Origin of the sequence: Natrinema sp. DC36 (assembly GCF_020405225.1) — an archaeon.
Classification (GTDB): Archaea; Halobacteriota; Halobacteria; order Halobacteriales; family Natrialbaceae; genus Natrinema.
The window spans coordinates 168507-187688 of record NZ_CP084474.1 but is presented as its reverse complement, the minus strand read 5'-3'; the positions used below and the strand labels follow the sequence as shown (position 1 = coordinate 187688).

The window sequence follows — 19182 nt, the reverse complement described above, 5'->3', positions numbered from 1 at the left end:
ATTCCCTTCCGGTGTCGTTCATGGTTGCCTAGGCGTTGACCTTGACTCGAGAGGCCAAGCAAATCGTGATTATGCTACTATTCCGGTTTCGGCTTCTTCGAGGTAGCGGTCTCGCCGATCGTAGATTCCGCGGGCGGTTGATCGGTTCACACCCGTTTCGTCAGCAATTTTTCTCCATGAACGGCCAGTTTCTCGAAGTCGGATCACTTCGAGGGCGGTCGCGAACTCCCCACTCTCGCGATCGGGGATCCACCGTCTGCCGTCCTCGTCGTAGCAGAGGCCGAAGGGCGGACGTCCGTGGTCGTCCCCACGCTGTTCACGGGCATCCATCGCGGCCTGGGATTTCTTTATCTCCCGGCGTTTGACGTCGCTCTCGACGGCTCTCTGGACTCGAAAGGTGAGTTCGTCCACCGGTGGGTCCTCGACAAACTCGAACAGACAGTCGCCGAGGACAGCCGCCCGTTTTAGTTCCCAGTAGAATTGGTCACGGGCCAGGCGCGTATCGTCCCATGCGACGAGGTAGTCGTATTCACCGCCGCAGAGTGCCTCGAGTAATGTCTTTATTTCCGGGTTCGCGTCGATCCGTTCCTCGTTGGCGGCTTTCATATGTACGCTGAATCCGGTATGAATGCCGAGGTCGATCACGTCGATCTCGTCGGCCAACTGCTCCGCGAACTCCGGGACACGTTCGCGCTGCAACTCAAGGGAGACGTCATCGTCACTCCCTTGCGACTTGCGGATGAACGCGGCGGCTCTACTCATCAGCTTTCTCGAGAGCGAGTTTCGTCGACGAGACGATATCCCATTCGACGTCCTCGCCAGCAAGGTCGAGGGCGTCGCCCATCGCCTTTGGGATCGTCACTTGGTACTGGCCGTTACTGTTCTGGGAGACCCTCGTCGTGGTTCGCTTCGGCATTGCTCACACCAACGTTAGCTTGCTTGTTAGTTCTAACGTTAATCGAGGGTGTGTCTGAAAGGGGGGGGGTTCCCAGACAGTTCCATAGAAGACAACGACTCTCGTAAATTCCGCACGCTGTTGAGCAAATTCAGAATATAAAGGGAGTTCAAAAGGGCCCCAGAAGCCCCTCTGAGTTCAATTATTCATCGAGGGGGGTATCCATCAGATCAGACTCACACTACGTTTTTTGCCGTTCGTCCAGTAGTAAATTGGCGTGTACCGTAACATCCTGATCCCGACGGATGGATCTGCTGCGAGCGAAACAGCATTGGATCACGGAATGGAGATTGCATCGAGTATGGGAGCTACGGCGCATATCCTATACGTAGTGGATGTCGGAACGGAGATGTCCGCATCCGGTGTTGGGGATATTGCGGATGATCTCAGCGAAACACTCGATGAGGAAGCGAAAGAGGCACTCGATCAGTCCGAAAAGATGGCTGATAAAGCCGGCGTTACGTCCGAACGAGCCGTTCTCGAAGGATTTCCGGAAGACGCAATACGCCAGTATAGCGCTGATAATGAGATTGACCTTATCGTAGTCGGGGAAAGCGAGGATTCGACCCTCACCGAACAACTCTTCGGTAGCACGACAGAGGACGTTCTCGAATCGGTAACGACCTCCGTTTTGGTCGCTCGGGCATGAGTTCTATCCGTTGAAACCACCGTATTATATCAGACTTCTGCACTTAATTCTAACTCGAGTTCGTCGTTCGACTCTTATTGATCGGTCGGCCGTGTCGTTCCGCTACGGGCCCGTTCGAACAGCGAGACAGCGATGGGTTCGATCTGGTTCGAGTATTGCATGAGCGACGTTCCAAGAATACTCATAACGAGAACATAACCGACCGTAAAGGCGTAGATCGTCTGCGCGGTCTCTGCTGCCATGCTGCTCCCAGCCCCAGAGAGAGCAAGACTCGCGATGATCAGTGAGAACTCGCCGCGGGTGGCCATGCCGAAGCCGACTCGGAGCGATCGGCGGTCGTCGAGGCCGTACAGCCGCCCACCGAGGTAGCCGCTCACGATCTTCGTCGGCGTCGTGACGATCACGGCGGCGACGATCATCCCGAGAATCGAGAGCGTGAACAGCCCAGGATCGGTGACGAGCCCGATCCAGAAGAAGAAGATTGCTGCGAACGCGTCTCGCAGGGGCTCGAGCAGCCGCTCGAGGTCGTGGACGTGATCGGTCGAGGAGAAGGCCATCCCGACGAAGAAGGCGGCGACGGCCTCGCTGACCCCCAGCGCGTACGCGATGCCGGCTACGAGGATCGTGACCCCGAGTGCGCGGACGACCAGGAACTCGTTGCTGTCGACGTCGAGAAACACCTGGAAGAAGCCGGTGCCGTAGGTGACCAGCGCGAGCAGTGCGACGATGACCGCGACCGCGATTCCGATCTGTCCCGCCGCTTCCCCGATGTCACCGCCGCCCAGTACCAGTGCGGACGCGATCGCCAGATAGACCGCGATGAACAGGTCCTCGAAGACGAGCGTGCCGAGCATCGGTTCGGACTCGTCGTTGGCGATCCAGCCCAGATCGAGCAGTGATTTCGTGATGATCGCGCTCGAGGAGATGTAGACAATTCCCGCTGTCAGGAAAGCCGCGAGGAGGCTCCCGAAGATGAGATACCCGAAGACCAATCCGATACCGAAGTTTATGACGAGATCGACAGACCCCGCTTTGCCAATCCGGTCCTTACTCGCGATCAACCGGTTTAAATTGAACTCGAGACCAAGGAAGAACAGGAGGAGGACGATCCCGATCTCCGCGCCGACGACGATGAAGTCGGTTTCACCGAGTGCGAGTCCACCGACTGCGCCCAGGAGATCGATGCCCCCAACCGTCACCTCGGGAACAGTGACGGCAACCCCACCGATCCCGACCTCGCTGCCGGCGAGCGCGGGGAGTTCCCCCAGTACGTTCGATCCCACCAAGACGCCGACGATGATATAAAAGGGGATAACCGACTGATTGATTCGACCCGAGAGGACGCCAGCGAGAGCGACTGCAGTAAAGAGAATTCCAACGTCGACGAGCGCCGTCTCAGTTGCCATTAGCTCTCACCCTTGGAAGGAACGTTCGTCACGATCATTCTTTGAGTCCAGCTCCGAGCAGTTCCTCGAACTGGGCGCAGTCCTCGCGGTCGCCGATGACGACCAGTGTGTCACCGACCTCGAGGACCGTCTCCGGCGTCGGCGGCGAGATCAACTCCTCGCCGCGCTGAATGGCGACGACAGAGACGCCTGTCCTATCGCGGATGTCCGCTTCGGCGAGAGTCTGGCCGGCCACTTCGGCGGTTTCGGAGACGCCGTACCACTCGAGGTAGGTATCGTCAGAGAGCATTGTCTCCACCTGTTCGGCCTGCACCGGCTGGAAGTATGCCCCTTCTAGAATTGTACCGATTTTTCGCGCGAGCCGATCTGAGGCATCGAATACCCTCTCGCTGTCCGCGTCCGCGTCCGCTTTCAAATACACCTCCCGCTTCCCTGTGTTATGAGTCACAATGACAAGCCGCTCGCCGTCGTCGAGTTCGACCTCAAACTTCTTCCCGACGCCGGGGAGATCGCTTTCATAAACAGTCATACGTCACAAAAGCAAAGACATGCTCATAAATGGCATGTCTCGTTGTTCATAGTCTCTCAAACCGATCCATATATGGATTGTATCGCTGGCCACAGTTGTCGCAGTAATAATGAGAAATTCGCCACCCACCACCAGTTGTGAAGAAGGATTGATGTGAATTGCGAACACCGCATCGGGGACACAGAGTCGGCTTAACTCTCATAAAATTCAAAGCAGAATCGGTTCTATTTGTCTCTCTCCTCTGTACTGACTTCGAGTATCGATAATATCGCCCAACCTGCCCAACCAAGCATGGTGAATGCTCCAAGTACATAGATGCGACGAGCGTGTATATTATCGAATGCTTGGATGGCAATCCAAAGTAGAGCAATAAATCCGAGGAGGATTAGGAATATGTCTCCAAATCCTTTTGGACTGCGAAGGGTGGGATATCTCATTACAATTGTTAGATGAGTTGGAGAAGTCTTTATATTTGGGGGAAGAGGATGCCTTTTATCAAATATTAGAAGATAGTGCACAGATGTACCTATCTAAAACAGGGCCTGTTCCACAACTACGGAAAATGTGAGAGCGGCCCCTAGTAATAACAGATAATCAGAAAATTGAACACCAAGTACTGAAATTTGAAGACCGACGACCATGATCATAATTTTAGCGGTCTGTTGATCAGGGTAAACTGTTTGGCTCATATCCATATCTCACGTACGAATGATATAGGGCTATCCGAATAAATCCGGTTCAGATTTGTAGGTGGAACTGTAACAGCCTTATAATTAACCTCGAGAGTCCGACCGGTCAGTTGATTGCAGAACTCAACGGAGAGCTAAACGCAATTGGGGCCGGACCTGCTAATCCAACCGATTCAGAAGAAGAGTAATAGAAAAACGTGGTTGCGTCAACGGGGATTGAGCAGGAACTTCATCCCGAACAGTTGGGGGAGAAGTCTCAGAGGTATTGAAATCCTTCAGAAGTGGCATTGGGGAGAGCGACTCTTTTCACTGGTTTTCGCGGATCCGATTGGAACCGGGCTTCTTGGCAAATCGTGAGGCGTGAAGAGGATTTCAACAGACCTGGATGATCTTGTTTGGCAAACTAGTTATCTTTCTTTAATTTTCATTCATTGGTGTGATTGGCATCGTTGGTCTCAACATCACGTCGGCAGGTCATTAATCAGTTACAATATTTCGGAGTGGAATTCCGTACCCTCACTATAGAAGTGTAGATGATCTGTAGCTTTTCTCTATCAAATCCACTTCTTAACTGCCATGACTGTGGAGGGATTTCGACTGTCGTACCATAACTATGAATAATATACCAACTAAGTATTTGGTGTAACTCCAGCCACTCATCAACGTGTCTTATTAAATAAGTGGTGGAATTTATCACGGTTGTCAAATATAACAACAATGGTCGTATCACTGGCTGAAACGCAATTCAGGAATACTTCACGAGAAAGACCTGATGGAGCTGAGTCGAAATCCATTACCACTTGGAGTAGATAGTTTGACCAGTACCACTTGCTAATTATATAGGTATGGATCCTTTCTCACTCCTTGGCATTGATGTGCTATTATTTCTCGCGATCGGTATCCTCGCTGGAGCACACTGTATCGGAATGTGTGGCCCACTCGTCACCATTTATGCAAGCCAGATGGATGACGGCACATCAAACATCGGTCGAAAAAGCCATCTCACAACCTATGAAGTGCGTCAACATGCACTGTTCAATATCGGGCGAACGTTGAGTTACACTCTTCTTGGCGCAGTGTTTGGCGCACTCGGCAGTACGTTGTTCGTGACGACCGCCTCGTTCTCGTCTCTTGTTGAGTTCGTCCGCGGCGGTGTCGGTTTAGTCATTGGTGGCCTCGTCATGATCATTGGAATATATTATTTACTGGGCAGAACAACCGGTGGTATTCACTTGCCTGGACTTGAGCGCATATCGAGCTGGCTTGCGACACGCGTTGATCGTCTTGCGAACAGTCCGGGTATTGTCGGACTCGGTGCAGTTCATGGACTGCTACCATGCCCAATCCTTTATCCAGCGTTTCTGTACGCGTTTGCAATTGGCTCACCTGCCGGCGGCGCACTTGCACTTGGCGCACTTGGACTCGGAACAATTCCTGCCGTCTTCGCATATGGAACTGTCATCGACGCCGTCGACGTGGTTCACCGCCAACGAGTGCATCGACTGCTTGGAGTTGCGTTCGTCGTCCTCGGATATGTCCTGCTTGCCCATGGGTTGATGAGCCTAGGTATTCACCTGCCACACCCTGGATTACCGTTTTACGACGGACTTGAGATAGCAAGTGTGAATGCCAACTCGAACACATAATAGACTAAAATGACCAACAATAGTACGACCGAAACCGGCTGCAAACTCTGCGACCTCCCCGTAGAAGGGAGCGATATTGTCGATGATGGGAACCCATTTTGTTGTCTCGGTTGTCGCGATGTCTATAACGCACTCGGCGACATTGACGATATCGAGGCAGAAGATGTTCGTCGTACTCGAGACGAATCACAGTCTAATCGGGAAACCCCGCCAGACCATGAAGCAACGTTTCTGGAAGTCGACGGGATGCATTGTGCAACCTGCGAGGCGTTCATCGAGTCAGCTGCAACCGCAGTTGAGGGTGTCAGTGATGCGAAGTCGAGTTATATCACCGATACAGTTCGAATCGATCATGATCCAAATATTGTCTCAGAAGCAGATCTTCAAGACGAGATAAGTGGACTCGGCTATAGTGCATACTCCCGCGACGATGCATTCAGTCGCCGAAGGGCAAACGATTGGGAGATGGGGCGAGTTGCTGTCGGCGTCCTTATGGGCATGTCGGTGATGCTACAGTATCTTGTTATTATTTATCCGACATATTTTGGCGGACTATTTTATGATGATCGTACCGCAGAGTTCTTCGAAACAGCTCTCGCGAGTTCCGTTGCCACGCCGTTTTACGTCGTTATCGCGGCACTCACGACAATTATTCTGGCTATAACGGGAAAGCCGATCCTGCAGGGGGCATACGTTAGCGTTCGGACGCGGTCTCCGAATATGGATCTGCTCATCGCGATTGCAGCCATGAGCGCGTACGTTTACAGTACGCTCTCAATCGTATTTGGCGGTGAACACATTTATTATGATGTTACAGTCGCTATTATCGTCATTGTCACGGCAGGAAATTATTATGAGTCGACAATCAAGCAACAGGCAACTGAGCGCCTCTCTGATCTCACATCCATCCAAGTCGATGAAGTCCGTCGAATTTGTGAGGATGGTGAATACGAAGATGTCACAGTCGATGAACTCGAGGTTAGTGACCGTGTGCTTGTCCGGCCTGGAGAACGAATCCCCGTCGATGGTGAAGTTATCAATAGCGACGCAGCTGTCGACGAAGCAATTGTTACTGGCGAATCCCTTCCTGTACAGAAAACTAATGGCGATACCGTAGTCGGCGGCTCAATGGTGACCAATGGTGCGGTAACCGTCCGTGTCGGAGAGAACGCAACGAACAGCCTCGATCGGATCGCCGAACTCGTCTGGGACCTCCAGAGTGGCTCCCATGGTATTCAGAAACTCGCGGACAAACTGGCGACGATTTTCGTGCCGGTTGTTCTCGTCCTTGCAGTTATCGTCACAGGTGTGTATCTCCTGCTCGGTAACGGAGTCTCTGCCCTTCTTGTCGGCCTCACGGTGTTAATCGTTTCCTGTCCCTGTGCACTCGGATTGGCGACACCGCTCGCAGTTGCCGCGGGGATCCGTGACGCGCTAGAGCGCTCAATTGTCGTCTTCGACGACAGCGTGTTCGAGCGAATCCGCGACGCGGACACTGTCATTTTCGACAAGACAGGCACACTGACGACGGGTGAGATGACTGTCGCCAACACCGACCTGAAGGCGGACTTATTCGAAAAGGCTGCGCTCCTCGAGGGGAGGTCGTCACATCCAGTTGGGGAAGCGATTGCCGCCGAACGGACGGTCTCTGACGGCGGCACAGCCGAATCCGTCTCGAACACCAGTTCGGCAGACGACCGCGTCGAATCCTTTGACAGTCACCGGACCGGCGTTACGGGTGTCGTAGACGGAGACAAGATCCTCGTCGGCCACCCAAATCTCTTCCGTGATCACGGCTGGGACGTTCCCGCGGGCGTTGCCGAGTATATTGCCGACAGCCGCGAAACGGGTCGGGTTCCGGTTGCTGTCGGTCGCGACGGGACTGCCAAGGGTGTTATCGTCGTCGGTGACGAACTGCGAGCGAATTGGGATGAGACGCTGACCGCGATTTCGAGTGGCGAAAGGGAGGTCATTGTACTCACCGGAGACGACGCTCGAGCGGCGGAGAGTTTTCGTGAGCATGCTGCCGTCGACGAGGTGTTTGCAGGCGTCCCTCCGGAAGGAAAAGCTGAGACTGTCAAACGGTTCAACAGGGCTGGGCGAACAGTCATGATCGGTGATGGCACCAACGACGCACCGGCGTTAGCCGCCGCTGATCTCGGCATCGCGCTCGGTGGTGGTACCGCGATGGCCGCCGATGCCGCGGACGTCGCCCTCGTCGACGATGATCTCTCGTCTGTCGAAACCGTCTTCGATCTCGCTCAAGCGACGAACCGACGCGTAAAAGGGAATATTGGGTGGGCATTCTGTTACAACGCCATCGCAATTCCTTTAGCCGTGCTTGGCCTCTTGAATCCGCTCTTCGCCGCACTTGCGATGGGTACGAGCAGCTTGCTGGTCGTCACTAATTCGACCCGGGCGCTGCTCCCAGAGGATGAATGAGGAACCTGCGGCTCTATTGACATTCTATTTTCCAGATATAGCATAGTATGAAACAGCCGCTCACTGAAGGTGCGAACGTACTATCGTCGAAACAGTAATGGGGTAGGTCGTGATATTAATAATATGGAGTCACTGTCTAGTTCTGCACCTTCTCAACCGGCGTTTTTCCTCCGAGAGATTGATGCGGTCTCTGGTGATTGTAGTAATGCACGAATTGTTCAAGCCACTCTCGAACGCTCGTCCGACTGCCTACCCATGAATTATGGAAGCGGTCGATCCGCATTTTGAGGGTGTGAAACCACTTTTCGATCAGGTTTCGCTCGGTATAGTTGGTCCGACCGCTTAATCCTAATCGAGAGAGGGCAGTCCGATAGCCGAATTGATCGACGAGAAACTCAGCATCTGAGAGATCGTGTTTCTCGCGGAGTCCATGCAGAAACGCAGCTGCCGGATCGGTACCGTGCCGACCAAATAACGCGACATCGAGAATCAACTTTGTCTCGATGTCTATTGCAGCGTACAGCCAAGACCATTCGCCGTTAATCTTGACAGCAGTCTCGTCAACAGCGACCCGCGACGGCGATGCCGTCGGCGGGTCGCGTCCGCTGTCAGCCAGTCGATGTACCCAGTTCCAAACCGCACCGTGAGAGCGTTCAACGCCTAATTCAGCGAGAATCGTTGTTGTCTCTCGAAGCGAACAACCGGTCTGATGGAGGCGGACGGCGAACGCCCTGACGGGCGTCGCCGTCCGCTCGTTCTCCCAAGATTCTTCTAAATCCGCCTCGTAGCTCTCGCTGAGCAGGTCTGCGAGCATCAACCAACTCAACAGTACGACCTGCTCACTTCTCAAACTGGCTCAACTAGACAGTGCCAATATGGACAATCGTTGGCTTCTCTTGGGATACGGCCTGCTCTTTACGGGGGTAACGATCGGGGCCATCTACCAAGGAAAGGCCCTAATAGCCGCCATCGCAGTCGTTCAGACCGTCTTCGGTCTCAGTGGCTTCTGGTGGAACTCAACTCACGAAAATACGATTGAAACGAGATTTTCACGGTCTGGCTAACGTGATACTCTGACTGTCTGTACTTACCGCAGAGGGGGCCAACCTATCATATTCTAAGCTTTTCAACAGAGCCGACGACTTCAAACGTCTCTGTCAGACGGAACTGAGTGTTACTATTGACGGAAATACGAGAAAGAGAAGGGCTCATTAGCCAGTAGTGTGAGTTTCAGGACATGGCATCGTGGAAACGGGATTTTGCAAGTGGGATCGTCGTCCTCGGTCCCATTCTCATCACGCTCTACGTTATCTATTGGCTCTATGGACTGGCCGCCGGTCTGACACCGGGGCTAATTCTTAACGCCGACACACTCGAGACGCTCATTTCGGGCTCAAGCGCGTCGGCTGAGCAAACACGCGAGCAAATGGCCCGATTTCTCCGCGTAATCACCGCGCTGACTGTGTTTGCCATCCTGATATTTTCGACCGGGTATCTTATGCGGACGACCATCGGTGGGCTGGTCGAACGACTCGTCGACAACCTGGCGAATCAGGTGCCCGTGATCCGACTCGTCTACAACGCCTCGAAGATGGTCGCTGAGACGGCCTTCGGCGAGCAGGAATCGCTCCAGAAGCCGGTCAAGATCGAGACCTGGGAAGGGCTACGGATGACGGCCTTCAAGACCGGCAAGGTGACTGACGACGGCCGTGAAGTCTTATTCTTGCCCACCTCGCCGAACATCACGACGGGCTACGTCGTCGAAGTCGAACCCAGCGAGATCGTCGACCTTGATGAAAATGTCGAAGACGCACTGACGCGCGTGCTCAGCGGTGGGTTCGGTGACGCAAACCATCGCGGTATGGATGCCGACATCTCCACCGACGAAGCGAAGCCGAGCAGGACCAACGACTAACAACGAAAGTACGCTTCTCTCGGATCAGAACGCGATGTGCGCGCCATATCAATCATCGTCCCGTTCGCTTAGCGGTCTTATGGCCGTCCCCGTATGATGTTCACGGGTGCTACATGCCTGTTGATATGATATTCGACACCTTCGACGTCTGAAAGCTTCCGTTCACTCCAGTTAGAGAGAGGACCACGATAAGGGCCCCCGGCAATACTGTTGGTCCCGATGACCAGTTCTCGAGTAACACCGAGGACATACGGTGCTACCCCGATCCAAATTTCAAGTAGGGTAGTGAGCCCCGCGACGATGATGGTTGGGGACCGTCGTTCGCTGACCAGATAAGCCTGCAACGATCCGAGAGTGCGAGAACATGACTGTCTACGAAGTTTCCCCACAATGATTCGCCTACATTGAGCAGCATTCCCCTTTATCTCCTGTCATATTACGTGAGACAATACACTCTCAAAAGCAAGTAGAGATCCATCGAAATGAGAAATCAAAACGAGGATTCCCGGCGCAATCTGCCCACTCCACGATTGGATGCAATCAAACCATTCAAGTTTCTAAGTGATCCGTATCTATTATGAGCGAGCGAGACCGACACGCAGTTCTTATCGGTGCTCTCGGAGCGCTCGCAGTCTTTACTATCCTGTTATTTGTAGTGGGAGCACAGAACGTTATTGACTCGTTGTTGTCGGCGGATCTGTCGCTGGTCACCGTGACCTTCCTACTCGCGCTCTGCTGGCTGGCTGCCTGGAGTCTGATGTTACGCACTGTTCTCGCCACTCTTGGCGTCGACATCACGGCTGGCACGTCGTTCTTCGTCTACGCCGGTGCCGTCTTTGCGAACAACGTCACCCCGTTTGGGCAGGCGGGCGGCGAACCGGTCGCGGCACTACTCATTTCGAAAGTCTCCGATTCCCGCTACGAAACCGGTCTCGTCGGCATTGCGACCGTCGACGTTCTCAACGTTGTTCCGTCCATTTCACTTATTTTCGTCGGCGTCAGCTACTACGCGACTACCACCGCACTTGGTGACCGCCTCGCAACGGCCGTCGGCTCGGCAGTCGCGCTAATCGCGGTGATTGTTATCGTCATGGTGCTGGTGTGGCGGTACCACCAAACGATCATCGACCGGCTTCCCGGCATCATCGCACCCCGACTCAGTAAGCTCAGGCTCGAGCGCTTCGAGTCCGAGACCCTCGAGGAAGACATCGCCGACCGGATGGGGCGGTTCTTCGAGAACATCGAACGCGTGGCGACGGATCGGTGGCGACTTGCCACCGTCGTCGGCCTGTCGCTGTGTGGCTGGCTCTTTCAGACGGCGGCGCTCATGGCCGCGTTCGCCGCGCTTGGCTACAGCGTGCCACCGTATGTACTCTTGTTCGTGATTCCATTGGCGAACCTTGCCGGGTCAACTCCGCTTCCAGGTGGGCTCGCGGCTATTGAGGCTGCGTTCGTGGCGTTACTCGTCCCAATTACCGGCATTGAGGCGTCGGCGATCACCGCGGCTGTGCTCATTTTCCGCGGTGCAATCTACTGGATGCCGGTCGTAATTGGCGGCGTATCAGTGTCAGCGTTTGGTATTCGAGCGTTTCGATGATCCGACTGTTATGTTGACGCCTGCAATTCCAGAACAACTGAGATATCTCTGCCCCACACTGAGTAGTAAGCCTACGGCCTATACTTAGCACGAATTTCCAAGTGAACCGCCTCGGGGTCAAGCCCCGAGGCTTCCCGTGGATTAGTCGGATACTCCCGCGACACCATCGGTCTGATAGCCTCAAACGGCGTCGTGGGTCACGGTCGGGGCGTCCACGGCCCCCGATGCTTGCCGTCGCACCTTCCGAACTTGGGGAAGGCTGTTGAGATTCGAAATGGTCTCGGCAGTACTACGGTTTACGATCTCGGAGAAGGTGCAATCCCTCCGAGGCACTCTTGTATACTGGCTTGCCAGCTATCCTCATCACGTACTGCACGGCTCAAATTTACACTCCATCTGTCTTTCCCGGACAGATATTTGGCTTTGAAAAGCAACTTCTGTTCGTCAGTGGAGCGGTATCAATCGCACTTACTCCATTTGTACTGCTTATCTCCTACGTATTCCGGCTGGCAGCGTTGTCACGGTCAACGCTCTTCATAGGTCCCTTTGACGCGCGACATCCGGATGACGATCAGGGAGAAACATTTAATCACAGTCGATAACTTTAGTCCTATCTGTATAAATTATGATTGCGGTGAATTTCTACACTGTCATCACCACACCCACAATGACCATCAAGCGGACAGGATACGCTACGTTATGTTCACAAGTGTAATGGTGAGATATTTTTATATCACGGCAGATGGGTGAAATAGAGTCATTCGCCACTTCACAAGACAAGAGGTTCTTAGAGATCAATGTACTGTTCTTCCCATTCACGGCGGTCCTCAATCTCCTCTTGTCCAGCATCCGTAATAGCGTAGTAATTTGTCCGCCGGTCCAGCTGCCCTTTTTCGACTAACTCTTGGTTGACAAGTGTGTCGAGGTTAGGATAGAGCCGGCCATGGTTAATTTCGCTGTTATAGTACTGCTCTACCTCATCTTTCACGTCTTGGCCTGAGGGCTCGTCACTCCCAGCGATCACGTACAGGAGATCGCGTTGGAAGCCGGTCAGATTGTCCATACGTCATTCCCACTTACCAGACTAATTGTTATCACCCTTGTACATGCTTTTCCCGGGTCTTACAGTACAGAAAAGGTTCCAAAATCCGTTCTGTTGTCTCCGCATTTTAGGATTCTAGAATTTCTCATCATCCTACTGTTTTTCCGACAAGAAAGCTTATACGGAGATACTCGAGTTGTCGGGGTATGACACGCGATACTCAAGCAGAAAACGAAAGCAGTTCAGCAGATGATAGACAACTACCGAACCTTGTAACGATTGTTGGTCGTGGTGTACCCTCGAATTTTGAGATCGCAGTTGCTGATAAGATCGAAATGATGGCTGATAATCCACTTGAGGAAGCTACGATTGTCACGGATTCAGCAGTAGAGGGTTCAATTGATTCTAATGTGCAGCGGTTCCGGTTCTCTGGTGAGTTAGCAAACATTCACCTTGTAGATTGGAATGGTGTGGAGGCACCGGAGTCACCGAGTACGCCGACCGTTCACGTCGATTACGGAGTCCCTGAACGGTAAAGAGCAGACTGGCTCATAGAGATTCTGTTACTCTCCATCTGACCAGTTACACCTTCGGGTGTCCCGGTCACGAAATTATCAGTTGGTAATTCGAGTTCTTATTCAGAATCAGATACGGAGCTGAAACGCCCGATTTGGGGACTGCATCTGTCTATTGAGCGGACCCATGAAGCCGCTTAGGAACAATTAGCTGCTCGACAAGTAATGCGACTGCAAAGCCCACGATACTGCCGAGTGCACCAGCATCAATAAAAAGCATCAGGTTATCAAAGATAAGTCCAAGGCCAAGTATGACTGGAGCGCAGAGTAGTGCGATGGCAGCTGCGATATAAACAAGATTCTCACGGCGCTCCTCAGGAAGCCGATTCCGGGCAGTCCATGAAACAGGTCCAACGAGTAGAGCAGTTCCGATAGCAAATACCGCGACCAATTTCCACGGAACTGAGTCATACTGAATGAGACGTATTGCACTGAGGAAAGCCATTGTAGCAAGCGATACAAAGAAGATTAATTGCCCCATTTGGCTTGACTGAACCGTTTTCATACTATGGTGATAGGTGTCTGTCAAGGAATAACTTTCGGGGATTCGGGGCTGTGAGTACTTACGATGCTGCTCTGTTCGCGAATCTAACACGACACGGTGTCAGAATGTTTATGGCCAACCATGCCAAATTCCGACCCAAGATGGTGTCTCTGGAAAGTCTTGGTGCTGGTCTTCTTGTAGCGGCTCTTGGCGTCCCATTTCTGTTATTTCCAGAGACCTTAGCTCGAATACGGAATTTTCACGCTAGCGACCCGACCCCCACGAAAGGAGGCGTCTGGTCCATGCGGTTCGTTGGTGTGATGTTAGTTATATTCGGGTTCGTAGCGGTGTTTGCGTATTGAAATAGTGGTGGAATCACGTTCTGTACTGAGCGGTAACTACAGATGCGAACTTATCAGTTATTTTGGAGGTAGATTCGGTAATAGAGTAGCATTGACGCAAAGAAAACACACCCTCCGACCACAAATCCGATAGCTGTTGCAAGATACGTCTCGGGACCGATGAACATATAGACGCCGTTTGCGAGCATCACGGCACCAATTAACGTGAGTATTAGGTAGGCGAGATTCCCCAGTTCTGTCGTTTCAGCAGTAGCCATACTACTATTAGAGTTTCTACATATAAAGCTTTTCTGAGAGTAGATCATCTGACAGAACAATATGTACACCTCCTATACTTGCCGCGGGTTTCGCGAGCATTTTTGAAGAAAGAAATCACGCCATCTACTGGACCCTACTTTCAAGTATAACCCGCTGACAGTATGCATGAGTCGTCCATAAAACGACCCTTTATTTCCATGAAACTAGATGGGTTTTCAAAATCTAATGCCCCGATGGAAGGAGGAGAGGGATTCCAGAAAGAAAACAAGCGGCTTCTAGACATCCCTCTTGATGGAGAGGTGATGATCAAAGCCGGCTCAATGATCGCATATACTGGCGACGTTACCTTCACGGGGAAGTCGTCGCCCGAAGGCGGTATCACCGGTTTCGTAAAAGATGCAGTAAGCAGTGAAGGGACACCGGTCATGGAGGCCGAGGGAAGCGGTCATCTCTACATCGCTGAGCAGGGCAAGAAAATCCAGGTCCTTGAACTTGATGAGGATGAGTCGATCTCGGTCAATGGGAACGACGTCCTTGCGTTTGAGTCCACCATCGACTACGAAATTAACACGATTGGCAGTCTCTTGGGAGTGCCCGCGGGCGGGCTGACGAACGTCTCCCTCACTGGCCCTGGCGAGATAGCGATCTCGACTCACGGGGATCCATTGGTGGTGACACCACCCGTCTTCACCGATCCGGATGCAACCGTTGCATGGAGCACCAACCTTTCGCCATCGGTCACCGCAAACAAGACATTTGAAATCGGCCAGACATCCGGGGAAGCAATACAGATGGAGTTTACTGGCTCAGATGGATTCGTGGTCGTCCAGCCTCACGAGGAGGGTGCCCGAAATCAGGGTCAATAATCGACGAGAGGACCACCGTTTTCGAATGACGATTATTCGTGGTTGTCGTACCGCTTAATGACTTCTCCGAAGGCGACGTTGTCACGGATGTTTTTGATTTTGATTGTTACCCGTTCGCTTGGTTCGGTGCCTGGGACGATGATAACATAGCCACGTTCGACCCGAGTAATCCCATCACCTTGATCACCGAGATCCTCGATGACAACAGTTCGCTGCTCACCTTCCTCAACAGGTGGCTTAGGTTCGCTTTCATCTTGTACCCGGCTCTGCTGGTGAGATCGATCTTCCGTCTTTGAGGTCTGGGTCTGGATTACCGCTACACGATGGATTTGGCCAGGTTCCACTTGACCTTTAGAAATCTCTCGAGCTGGTACTTCGATGATATAATTACCGTCCTCTTCCTTCAGTTGGGTGCTGAACAGGCACAGTAGTTGGTCTGGTACTTCCATCAGAGAGAACCTCTTTCCAGTAGAAAGTGTGGAAGAACCTCTTGGTTCTACCGGTGAGCCTCTCCTCGGAGATGAGTTTTAAAAGCAGGTTTTGAAAATTATACTATAGAGTTTCTTGAGTCACCAAGAGGATGATAAACCGATTAACTACATCAACAAGAACGGGAAGGATTACCGAATCACAGAACACGTAAAACTCCGCTGGACTATGCGGATCCAACTTTCTGAGGATCGAAAGAAGAAACACATCGATAACAGTGTCCGAATCAACCTCTCTGGAGGCTACAACCGAGAACTCTGGAACCAAGAAACCAGTGCTGTCTTTCTTGTCTCAGATAATGACTCAATCACCACCGTCATCCCAGAAGAGGATATAGGCCTCGAGGAAGAACTGGATCAATGCCAGAACTGTGATGCAGTAACCATGAGTGACTGCCGCCTAGACAACTGCTACTGGTGCGGAGAAACAGACTACGAAGAACCAGTTACCTCACTTGAGGCTGGATCCGGATCTCCCCAATAGAGAAATTCGGCTCTGTTGAAATCCTATTCTTCAGACACATTTTTGTCTGAAACAGCCGGTCACGAAAACTGCGTACACACCGAAATCATAACACAGCTCGATACTGTTGTGCCGATATGGATCGCACTGAATTGCTCCTAGCTCTGATTGCGTTTCTGTTAGCTGCGCTTGTTTACGAAACAGGGGATGGGAATACACCTGTGTTCATCGTGATTCCTGTTCTGATGATTCTGTTCATGCTCCCTGTCTACGTCGCAGGAACCGCCATTATCGAGAACATCGTTAGTGAATAGCTCTCTTGTATTGACCGTTCAGAGTGATCGATCTACGTTATGAGTAAGACAGGCGATAGTGAGTTCACGAAACTGTTTCCACCAGCGTCGTGACCGGACGAACGCACCGTACTTTCGCTTGAGTGTCGAGTTGACGGTCTCGGACTGACTCCGCTGGCCATAGAGATCAGTGTCTAAGCGAGTGTTCCATGCCTTGTGGAGCGATGTGAACTCACGATGCTTGACCAGTGGGCGAATCTCGTGATGATGGGCAAGTCGTCTAATTTTCTGATCGTCGTAGCCTTTGTCATCAAGCAGAATATCGATACTCTCGGGATTGCGCTTGATCAACGACGGGGCGATCTGGCTATCGTGTTTTCGTGTCGTCGTCACATGGAGATCGAGAATTGCATTCACCTTCGCATCGACCAGTAGTGTCACTTTGAGCTGTTGAATCGTGAGTTCAGCGCGTTTCGTATAGTGTTTCGAAGCGTGACTGCGGTCGAACCCTGACGCATCAATCCCAACAACGCCGCTCGTCGGAAGTAACGTCGCTGAGAGAGTCAACATGACACGCCAGACAGCCATGTCAAGTCGATTGAACGCCTTACAGAGCGTTGATGGCGTAGGAAGTTCAGCTAGTCCGATAACACGACGGATACGTGGCATCTCGATCAGCTCATCAAGCAGGCCACGATAGGTTGTGTTCTTTCGAACTTTGAGACACAGCAGAACAACGTGCTGAGGAAGTGTGTAGCGGTGTTTGGAAAATTTCGAGGAGTATCGAGAGACCGCTCGACGCGCCAGATGGATCGCCTTCTCAGTAAACCGGAGAATCTGCGACTTCGGGAGGGCCTTCATCTCGTAGGATTACACGGCGAACATGTAACTCTCTGAGGATTTCAACAGAGCCAGAAATTCATAACCCCTGAAACCCTTCGAAGGCAAACTTGACAAGGCCTTCATCTCGAACCAACTACGAGAAGCAACGCCGTCGGGTCGCGGAGTGCCACGCCGACCTGTAACGAAAGCGTCAGGGCTTCCTTCACAAGCTCTCGGCATACTACGTCGGGAGTACGACCTCGTGGCGGTCGAAGACCTGAACGTGAAGGAAATGCTCGAATCTCCGTCGAACAGTCGAAACACGGCGTCCGCCGCGTGACGAACGTTCCTCTCTCTACTCGAATACAAGTGGGAGTGGAACGGGACGCACTTCGTCGCCGTCGAACCGGCGGGAACGACGAAGGAATGCGCGTCGTGCGGCGTTTCGACCGATAAGCCGTTGTGCGCGAGCACTCCTGTCCCGCCTGTGGTTTCACGGCGGATAGGGACGCGAATGCTGCATGGAATACCCTTTCTCGCGGTATCACGAAAGTAGGAGTGGGACACTCCGAATCAACGCCTGTGGAGACTGCGCTCCCTGTGGATACGTCCGTCTCTGCAAAGCGCGTCGTGGAAGCAGGAAGCCAACCCCTCAAGCGCGAGCCGTCAGGCGAACGATAGGGTAGGGTAGTTCACTCTCTCAGTGCTGATTGAGGAGGGGAAGCGGGTCAGGCCGGAACGCCGAATACGTCCCCTTCGGGGTCGTCGTGGGAACGATTTCACCGGGTGCCGTATCATCGAAGTCCTCTCGCTCCATCAGCGGTATCCGCACAAATACACAGGAGACTATTGGTATTTCCGGTCCTAAATCAAAATAGTGGGGCAGCAGATTGCACCAACACAACTACTCCGAGAGAGCACAGAGTCGGCTCGATTGCAGACAAGTCATTCTACGAGCGATCCACTATTCCGTAGTGCACTCGCTGCTACCTCTGTGAGCATGGTTTAGTCCGTCTGCTGAATAACCCTCTTATATGCCCTTCAACGCCAGTTGGCACACGCTTCTCCAAGAACTCCCCGAGGGAGCGACGTTCTCGTTTACTCTCCCTGCGAGGGTGTCATAGAACAGTTCACCACCTTCTCTATGACTACCCGCGAACGGTAAGTGCAGATGATAGAAGTGGCGAATCACAACACCACGTCTCCCTCATACCACCTCAACAGGTCACGTATACACCAGCAGGTGTATAGTAGCGAGAGGGGAACAAGGAGATAGAACGGGTCCACACCGGCTATAATCAGATTCAGTGAATGGGTTCCCGGCGGGACGTACAGAACAGTGGCAAGAAGGACAGCGGGACCAAGGATGACGTTGGATAGATGCCAGAACCACCCATCAGCACGTATGAGGGGATCTTCGGTATCCATACGATAGATTACTGTTTTCCTGTGTATAGTTTCCTTCGATAGATAACCGTTCTGTTGCCGACGAGCCATTCACACATACAGTGAACGGATAGTTCAGTCCAAATGGGGCGAAAAAGAAGGCCTTGTGAATTATTCTATGACCCCTTCTCCCTGCCGCATGAGCCTCCTGTTTTTGGCCAGAAATTTCACAGGAATGCAGGGAGAAAGCCCATGACTTCAGTCACGGGATTGATCCGGCACTATATGCCAATTCATTGACGTGATGGATGATGC

The 19182-nt window shown here is 52.5% G+C and carries 20 protein-coding genes and 2 pseudogenes; 10 read left to right on the top strand and 12 right to left on the bottom strand.

Translation table 11 applies throughout. The annotated features are described in order from the left end of the window. Positions 1–69: 69 nt before the first annotated feature. Positions 70–762, bottom strand: coding sequence for a recombinase family protein (locus LDH74_RS23540; protein ID WP_226042891.1), 693 nt, complete (start codon positions 760–762; stop codon positions 70–72). Beyond that, complete coding sequence (locus tag LDH74_RS23535; RefSeq protein ID WP_222914010.1) at positions 755–916, bottom strand: hypothetical protein; 162 nt, start codon at positions 914–916, stop codon at positions 755–757. Before LDH74_RS23535 ends, LDH74_RS23540 begins: the two co-directional genes overlap by 8 nt. A 256-nt stretch (positions 917–1172) precedes the next feature. Here LDH74_RS23535 and LDH74_RS23530 point away from each other — a divergent pair, with 256 nt between their 5' ends. After that, a complete protein-coding gene (locus tag LDH74_RS23530) occupies positions 1173–1604 on the top strand; it encodes a universal stress protein (protein ID WP_226042890.1) in 432 nt (143 codons plus the stop codon). A gap of 74 nt (positions 1605–1678) precedes the next feature. Here the strand turns inward: LDH74_RS23530 and LDH74_RS23525 are convergent, their stop codons facing one another. Beyond that, positions 1679–3010, bottom strand: coding sequence for a cation:proton antiporter (locus LDH74_RS23525; RefSeq protein WP_226042889.1), 1332 nt, complete (start codon positions 3008–3010; stop codon positions 1679–1681). Positions 3011–3044: 34 nt separating this feature from the next. Further along, a complete protein-coding gene (locus LDH74_RS23520) occupies positions 3045–3539 on the bottom strand; it encodes a TrkA C-terminal domain-containing protein (RefSeq protein WP_226042888.1) in 495 nt (164 codons plus the stop codon). Between the two features lie 1534 nt (positions 3540–5073). Here LDH74_RS23520 and LDH74_RS23515 point away from each other — a divergent pair. Continuing rightward, the gene (locus LDH74_RS23515; protein WP_226042887.1) at positions 5074–5874 is read left to right on the top strand and encodes a sulfite exporter TauE/SafE family protein; all 801 of its coding nucleotides are present in this window, start codon (positions 5074–5076) and stop codon (positions 5872–5874) included. A gap of 9 nt (positions 5875–5883) precedes the next feature. Then, positions 5884–8316, top strand: a complete 2433-nt coding sequence (locus LDH74_RS23510) for a cation-translocating P-type ATPase (protein ID WP_226042886.1) — start codon at positions 5884–5886, stop codon at positions 8314–8316. Positions 8317–8452: 136 nt separating this feature from the next. Here LDH74_RS23510 and LDH74_RS23505 read toward each other — a convergent pair whose 3' ends face one another. Further along, entirely contained in the window at positions 8453–9133 is a 681-nt protein-coding gene (locus tag LDH74_RS23505; protein WP_226043159.1) for an IS6 family transposase, read from the bottom strand. Positions 9134–9553: 420 nt separating this feature from the next. Here LDH74_RS23505 and LDH74_RS23500 point away from each other — a divergent pair, with 420 nt between their 5' ends. Together LDH74_RS23500 and LDH74_RS23495 are read left to right on the top strand one after the other, a co-directional pair. Continuing rightward, positions 9554–10231, top strand: coding sequence for a DUF502 domain-containing protein (locus LDH74_RS23500; protein WP_226042885.1), 678 nt, complete (start codon positions 9554–9556; stop codon positions 10229–10231). A 577-nt stretch (positions 10232–10808) separates the two neighbouring features. Further along, positions 10809–11828 carry a lysylphosphatidylglycerol synthase transmembrane domain-containing protein gene (locus LDH74_RS23495; RefSeq protein ID WP_226042884.1) on the top strand — a complete coding sequence of 340 codons (1020 nt, stop codon included), beginning with the start codon at positions 10809–10811 and terminating at the stop codon, positions 11826–11828. A gap of 180 nt (positions 11829–12008) precedes the next feature. Here the strand turns inward: LDH74_RS23495 and LDH74_RS23490 are convergent. Together LDH74_RS23490 and LDH74_RS23485 are read right to left on the bottom strand one after the other, a co-directional pair. Then, a pseudogene (locus tag LDH74_RS23490) lies at positions 12009–12095 on the bottom strand (radical SAM protein); the annotation flags it as partial. Positions 12096–12615: 520 nt separating this feature from the next. Further along, positions 12616–12891 carry a PadR family transcriptional regulator gene (locus LDH74_RS23485; protein ID WP_226042883.1) on the bottom strand — a complete coding sequence of 92 codons (276 nt, stop codon included), beginning with the start codon at positions 12889–12891 and terminating at the stop codon, positions 12616–12618. 185 nt (positions 12892–13076) lie between these two features. On the opposite strand from LDH74_RS23485, the gene LDH74_RS23480 reads away from it, so the two are divergent. Then, positions 13077–13406: a hypothetical protein gene (locus LDH74_RS23480; RefSeq protein WP_226042882.1), complete on the top strand. Its 330-nt coding sequence runs from the start codon at positions 13077–13079 to the stop codon at positions 13404–13406. Between the two features lie 151 nt (positions 13407–13557). Here the strand turns inward: LDH74_RS23480 and LDH74_RS23475 are convergent, their stop codons facing one another. Together LDH74_RS23475 and LDH74_RS23470 are read right to left on the bottom strand one after the other, a co-directional pair. Further along, positions 13558–13950 carry a hypothetical protein gene (locus LDH74_RS23475; protein WP_226042881.1) on the bottom strand — a complete coding sequence of 131 codons (393 nt, stop codon included), beginning with the start codon at positions 13948–13950 and terminating at the stop codon, positions 13558–13560. 394 nt (positions 13951–14344) lie between these two features. Continuing rightward, positions 14345–14548 (bottom strand): hypothetical protein, encoded by a 204-nt coding sequence (locus LDH74_RS23470; RefSeq protein WP_226042880.1) that lies wholly within the window; start codon positions 14546–14548, stop codon positions 14345–14347. Between the two features lie 198 nt (positions 14549–14746). On the opposite strand from LDH74_RS23470, the gene LDH74_RS23465 reads away from it, so the two are divergent. Further along, positions 14747–15415 carry an AIM24 family protein gene (locus LDH74_RS23465; protein WP_226043158.1) on the top strand — a complete coding sequence of 223 codons (669 nt, stop codon included), beginning with the start codon at positions 14747–14749 and terminating at the stop codon, positions 15413–15415. 32 nt (positions 15416–15447) lie between these two features. Here the strand turns inward: LDH74_RS23465 and LDH74_RS23460 are convergent, their stop codons facing one another. Continuing rightward, positions 15448–15864, bottom strand: coding sequence for a TRAM domain-containing protein (locus LDH74_RS23460; protein WP_226042879.1), 417 nt, complete (start codon positions 15862–15864; stop codon positions 15448–15450). A 115-nt stretch (positions 15865–15979) separates the two neighbouring features. Here LDH74_RS23460 and LDH74_RS23455 point away from each other — a divergent pair, with 115 nt between their 5' ends. Beyond that, on the top strand, positions 15980–16387 hold the full coding sequence (locus LDH74_RS23455; protein ID WP_226042878.1) for a hypothetical protein: 408 nt from the start codon (positions 15980–15982) through the stop codon (positions 16385–16387). A gap of 116 nt (positions 16388–16503) precedes the next feature. Beyond that, positions 16504–16680, top strand: coding sequence for a hypothetical protein (locus tag LDH74_RS23450; RefSeq protein WP_226042877.1), 177 nt, complete (start codon positions 16504–16506; stop codon positions 16678–16680). A gap of 18 nt (positions 16681–16698) precedes the next feature. On the opposite strand, the gene LDH74_RS23445 is transcribed toward LDH74_RS23450, so the two are convergent. Next, complete coding sequence (locus LDH74_RS23445) at positions 16699–17520, bottom strand: IS5 family transposase (RefSeq protein WP_226042876.1); 822 nt, start codon at positions 17518–17520, stop codon at positions 16699–16701. Between the two features lie 113 nt (positions 17521–17633). On the opposite strand from LDH74_RS23445, the pseudogene LDH74_RS23440 reads away from it, so the two are divergent. Continuing rightward, positions 17634–18162: pseudogene (locus LDH74_RS23440) on the top strand (transposase); the annotation flags it as partial. 507 nt (positions 18163–18669) lie between these two features. Here LDH74_RS23440 and LDH74_RS23435 read toward each other — a convergent pair. Further along, the gene (locus tag LDH74_RS23435) at positions 18670–18909 is read right to left on the bottom strand and encodes a hypothetical protein (protein ID WP_226042875.1); all 240 of its coding nucleotides are present in this window, start codon (positions 18907–18909) and stop codon (positions 18670–18672) included. Between the last annotated feature and the right edge of the window lie 273 nt (positions 18910–19182).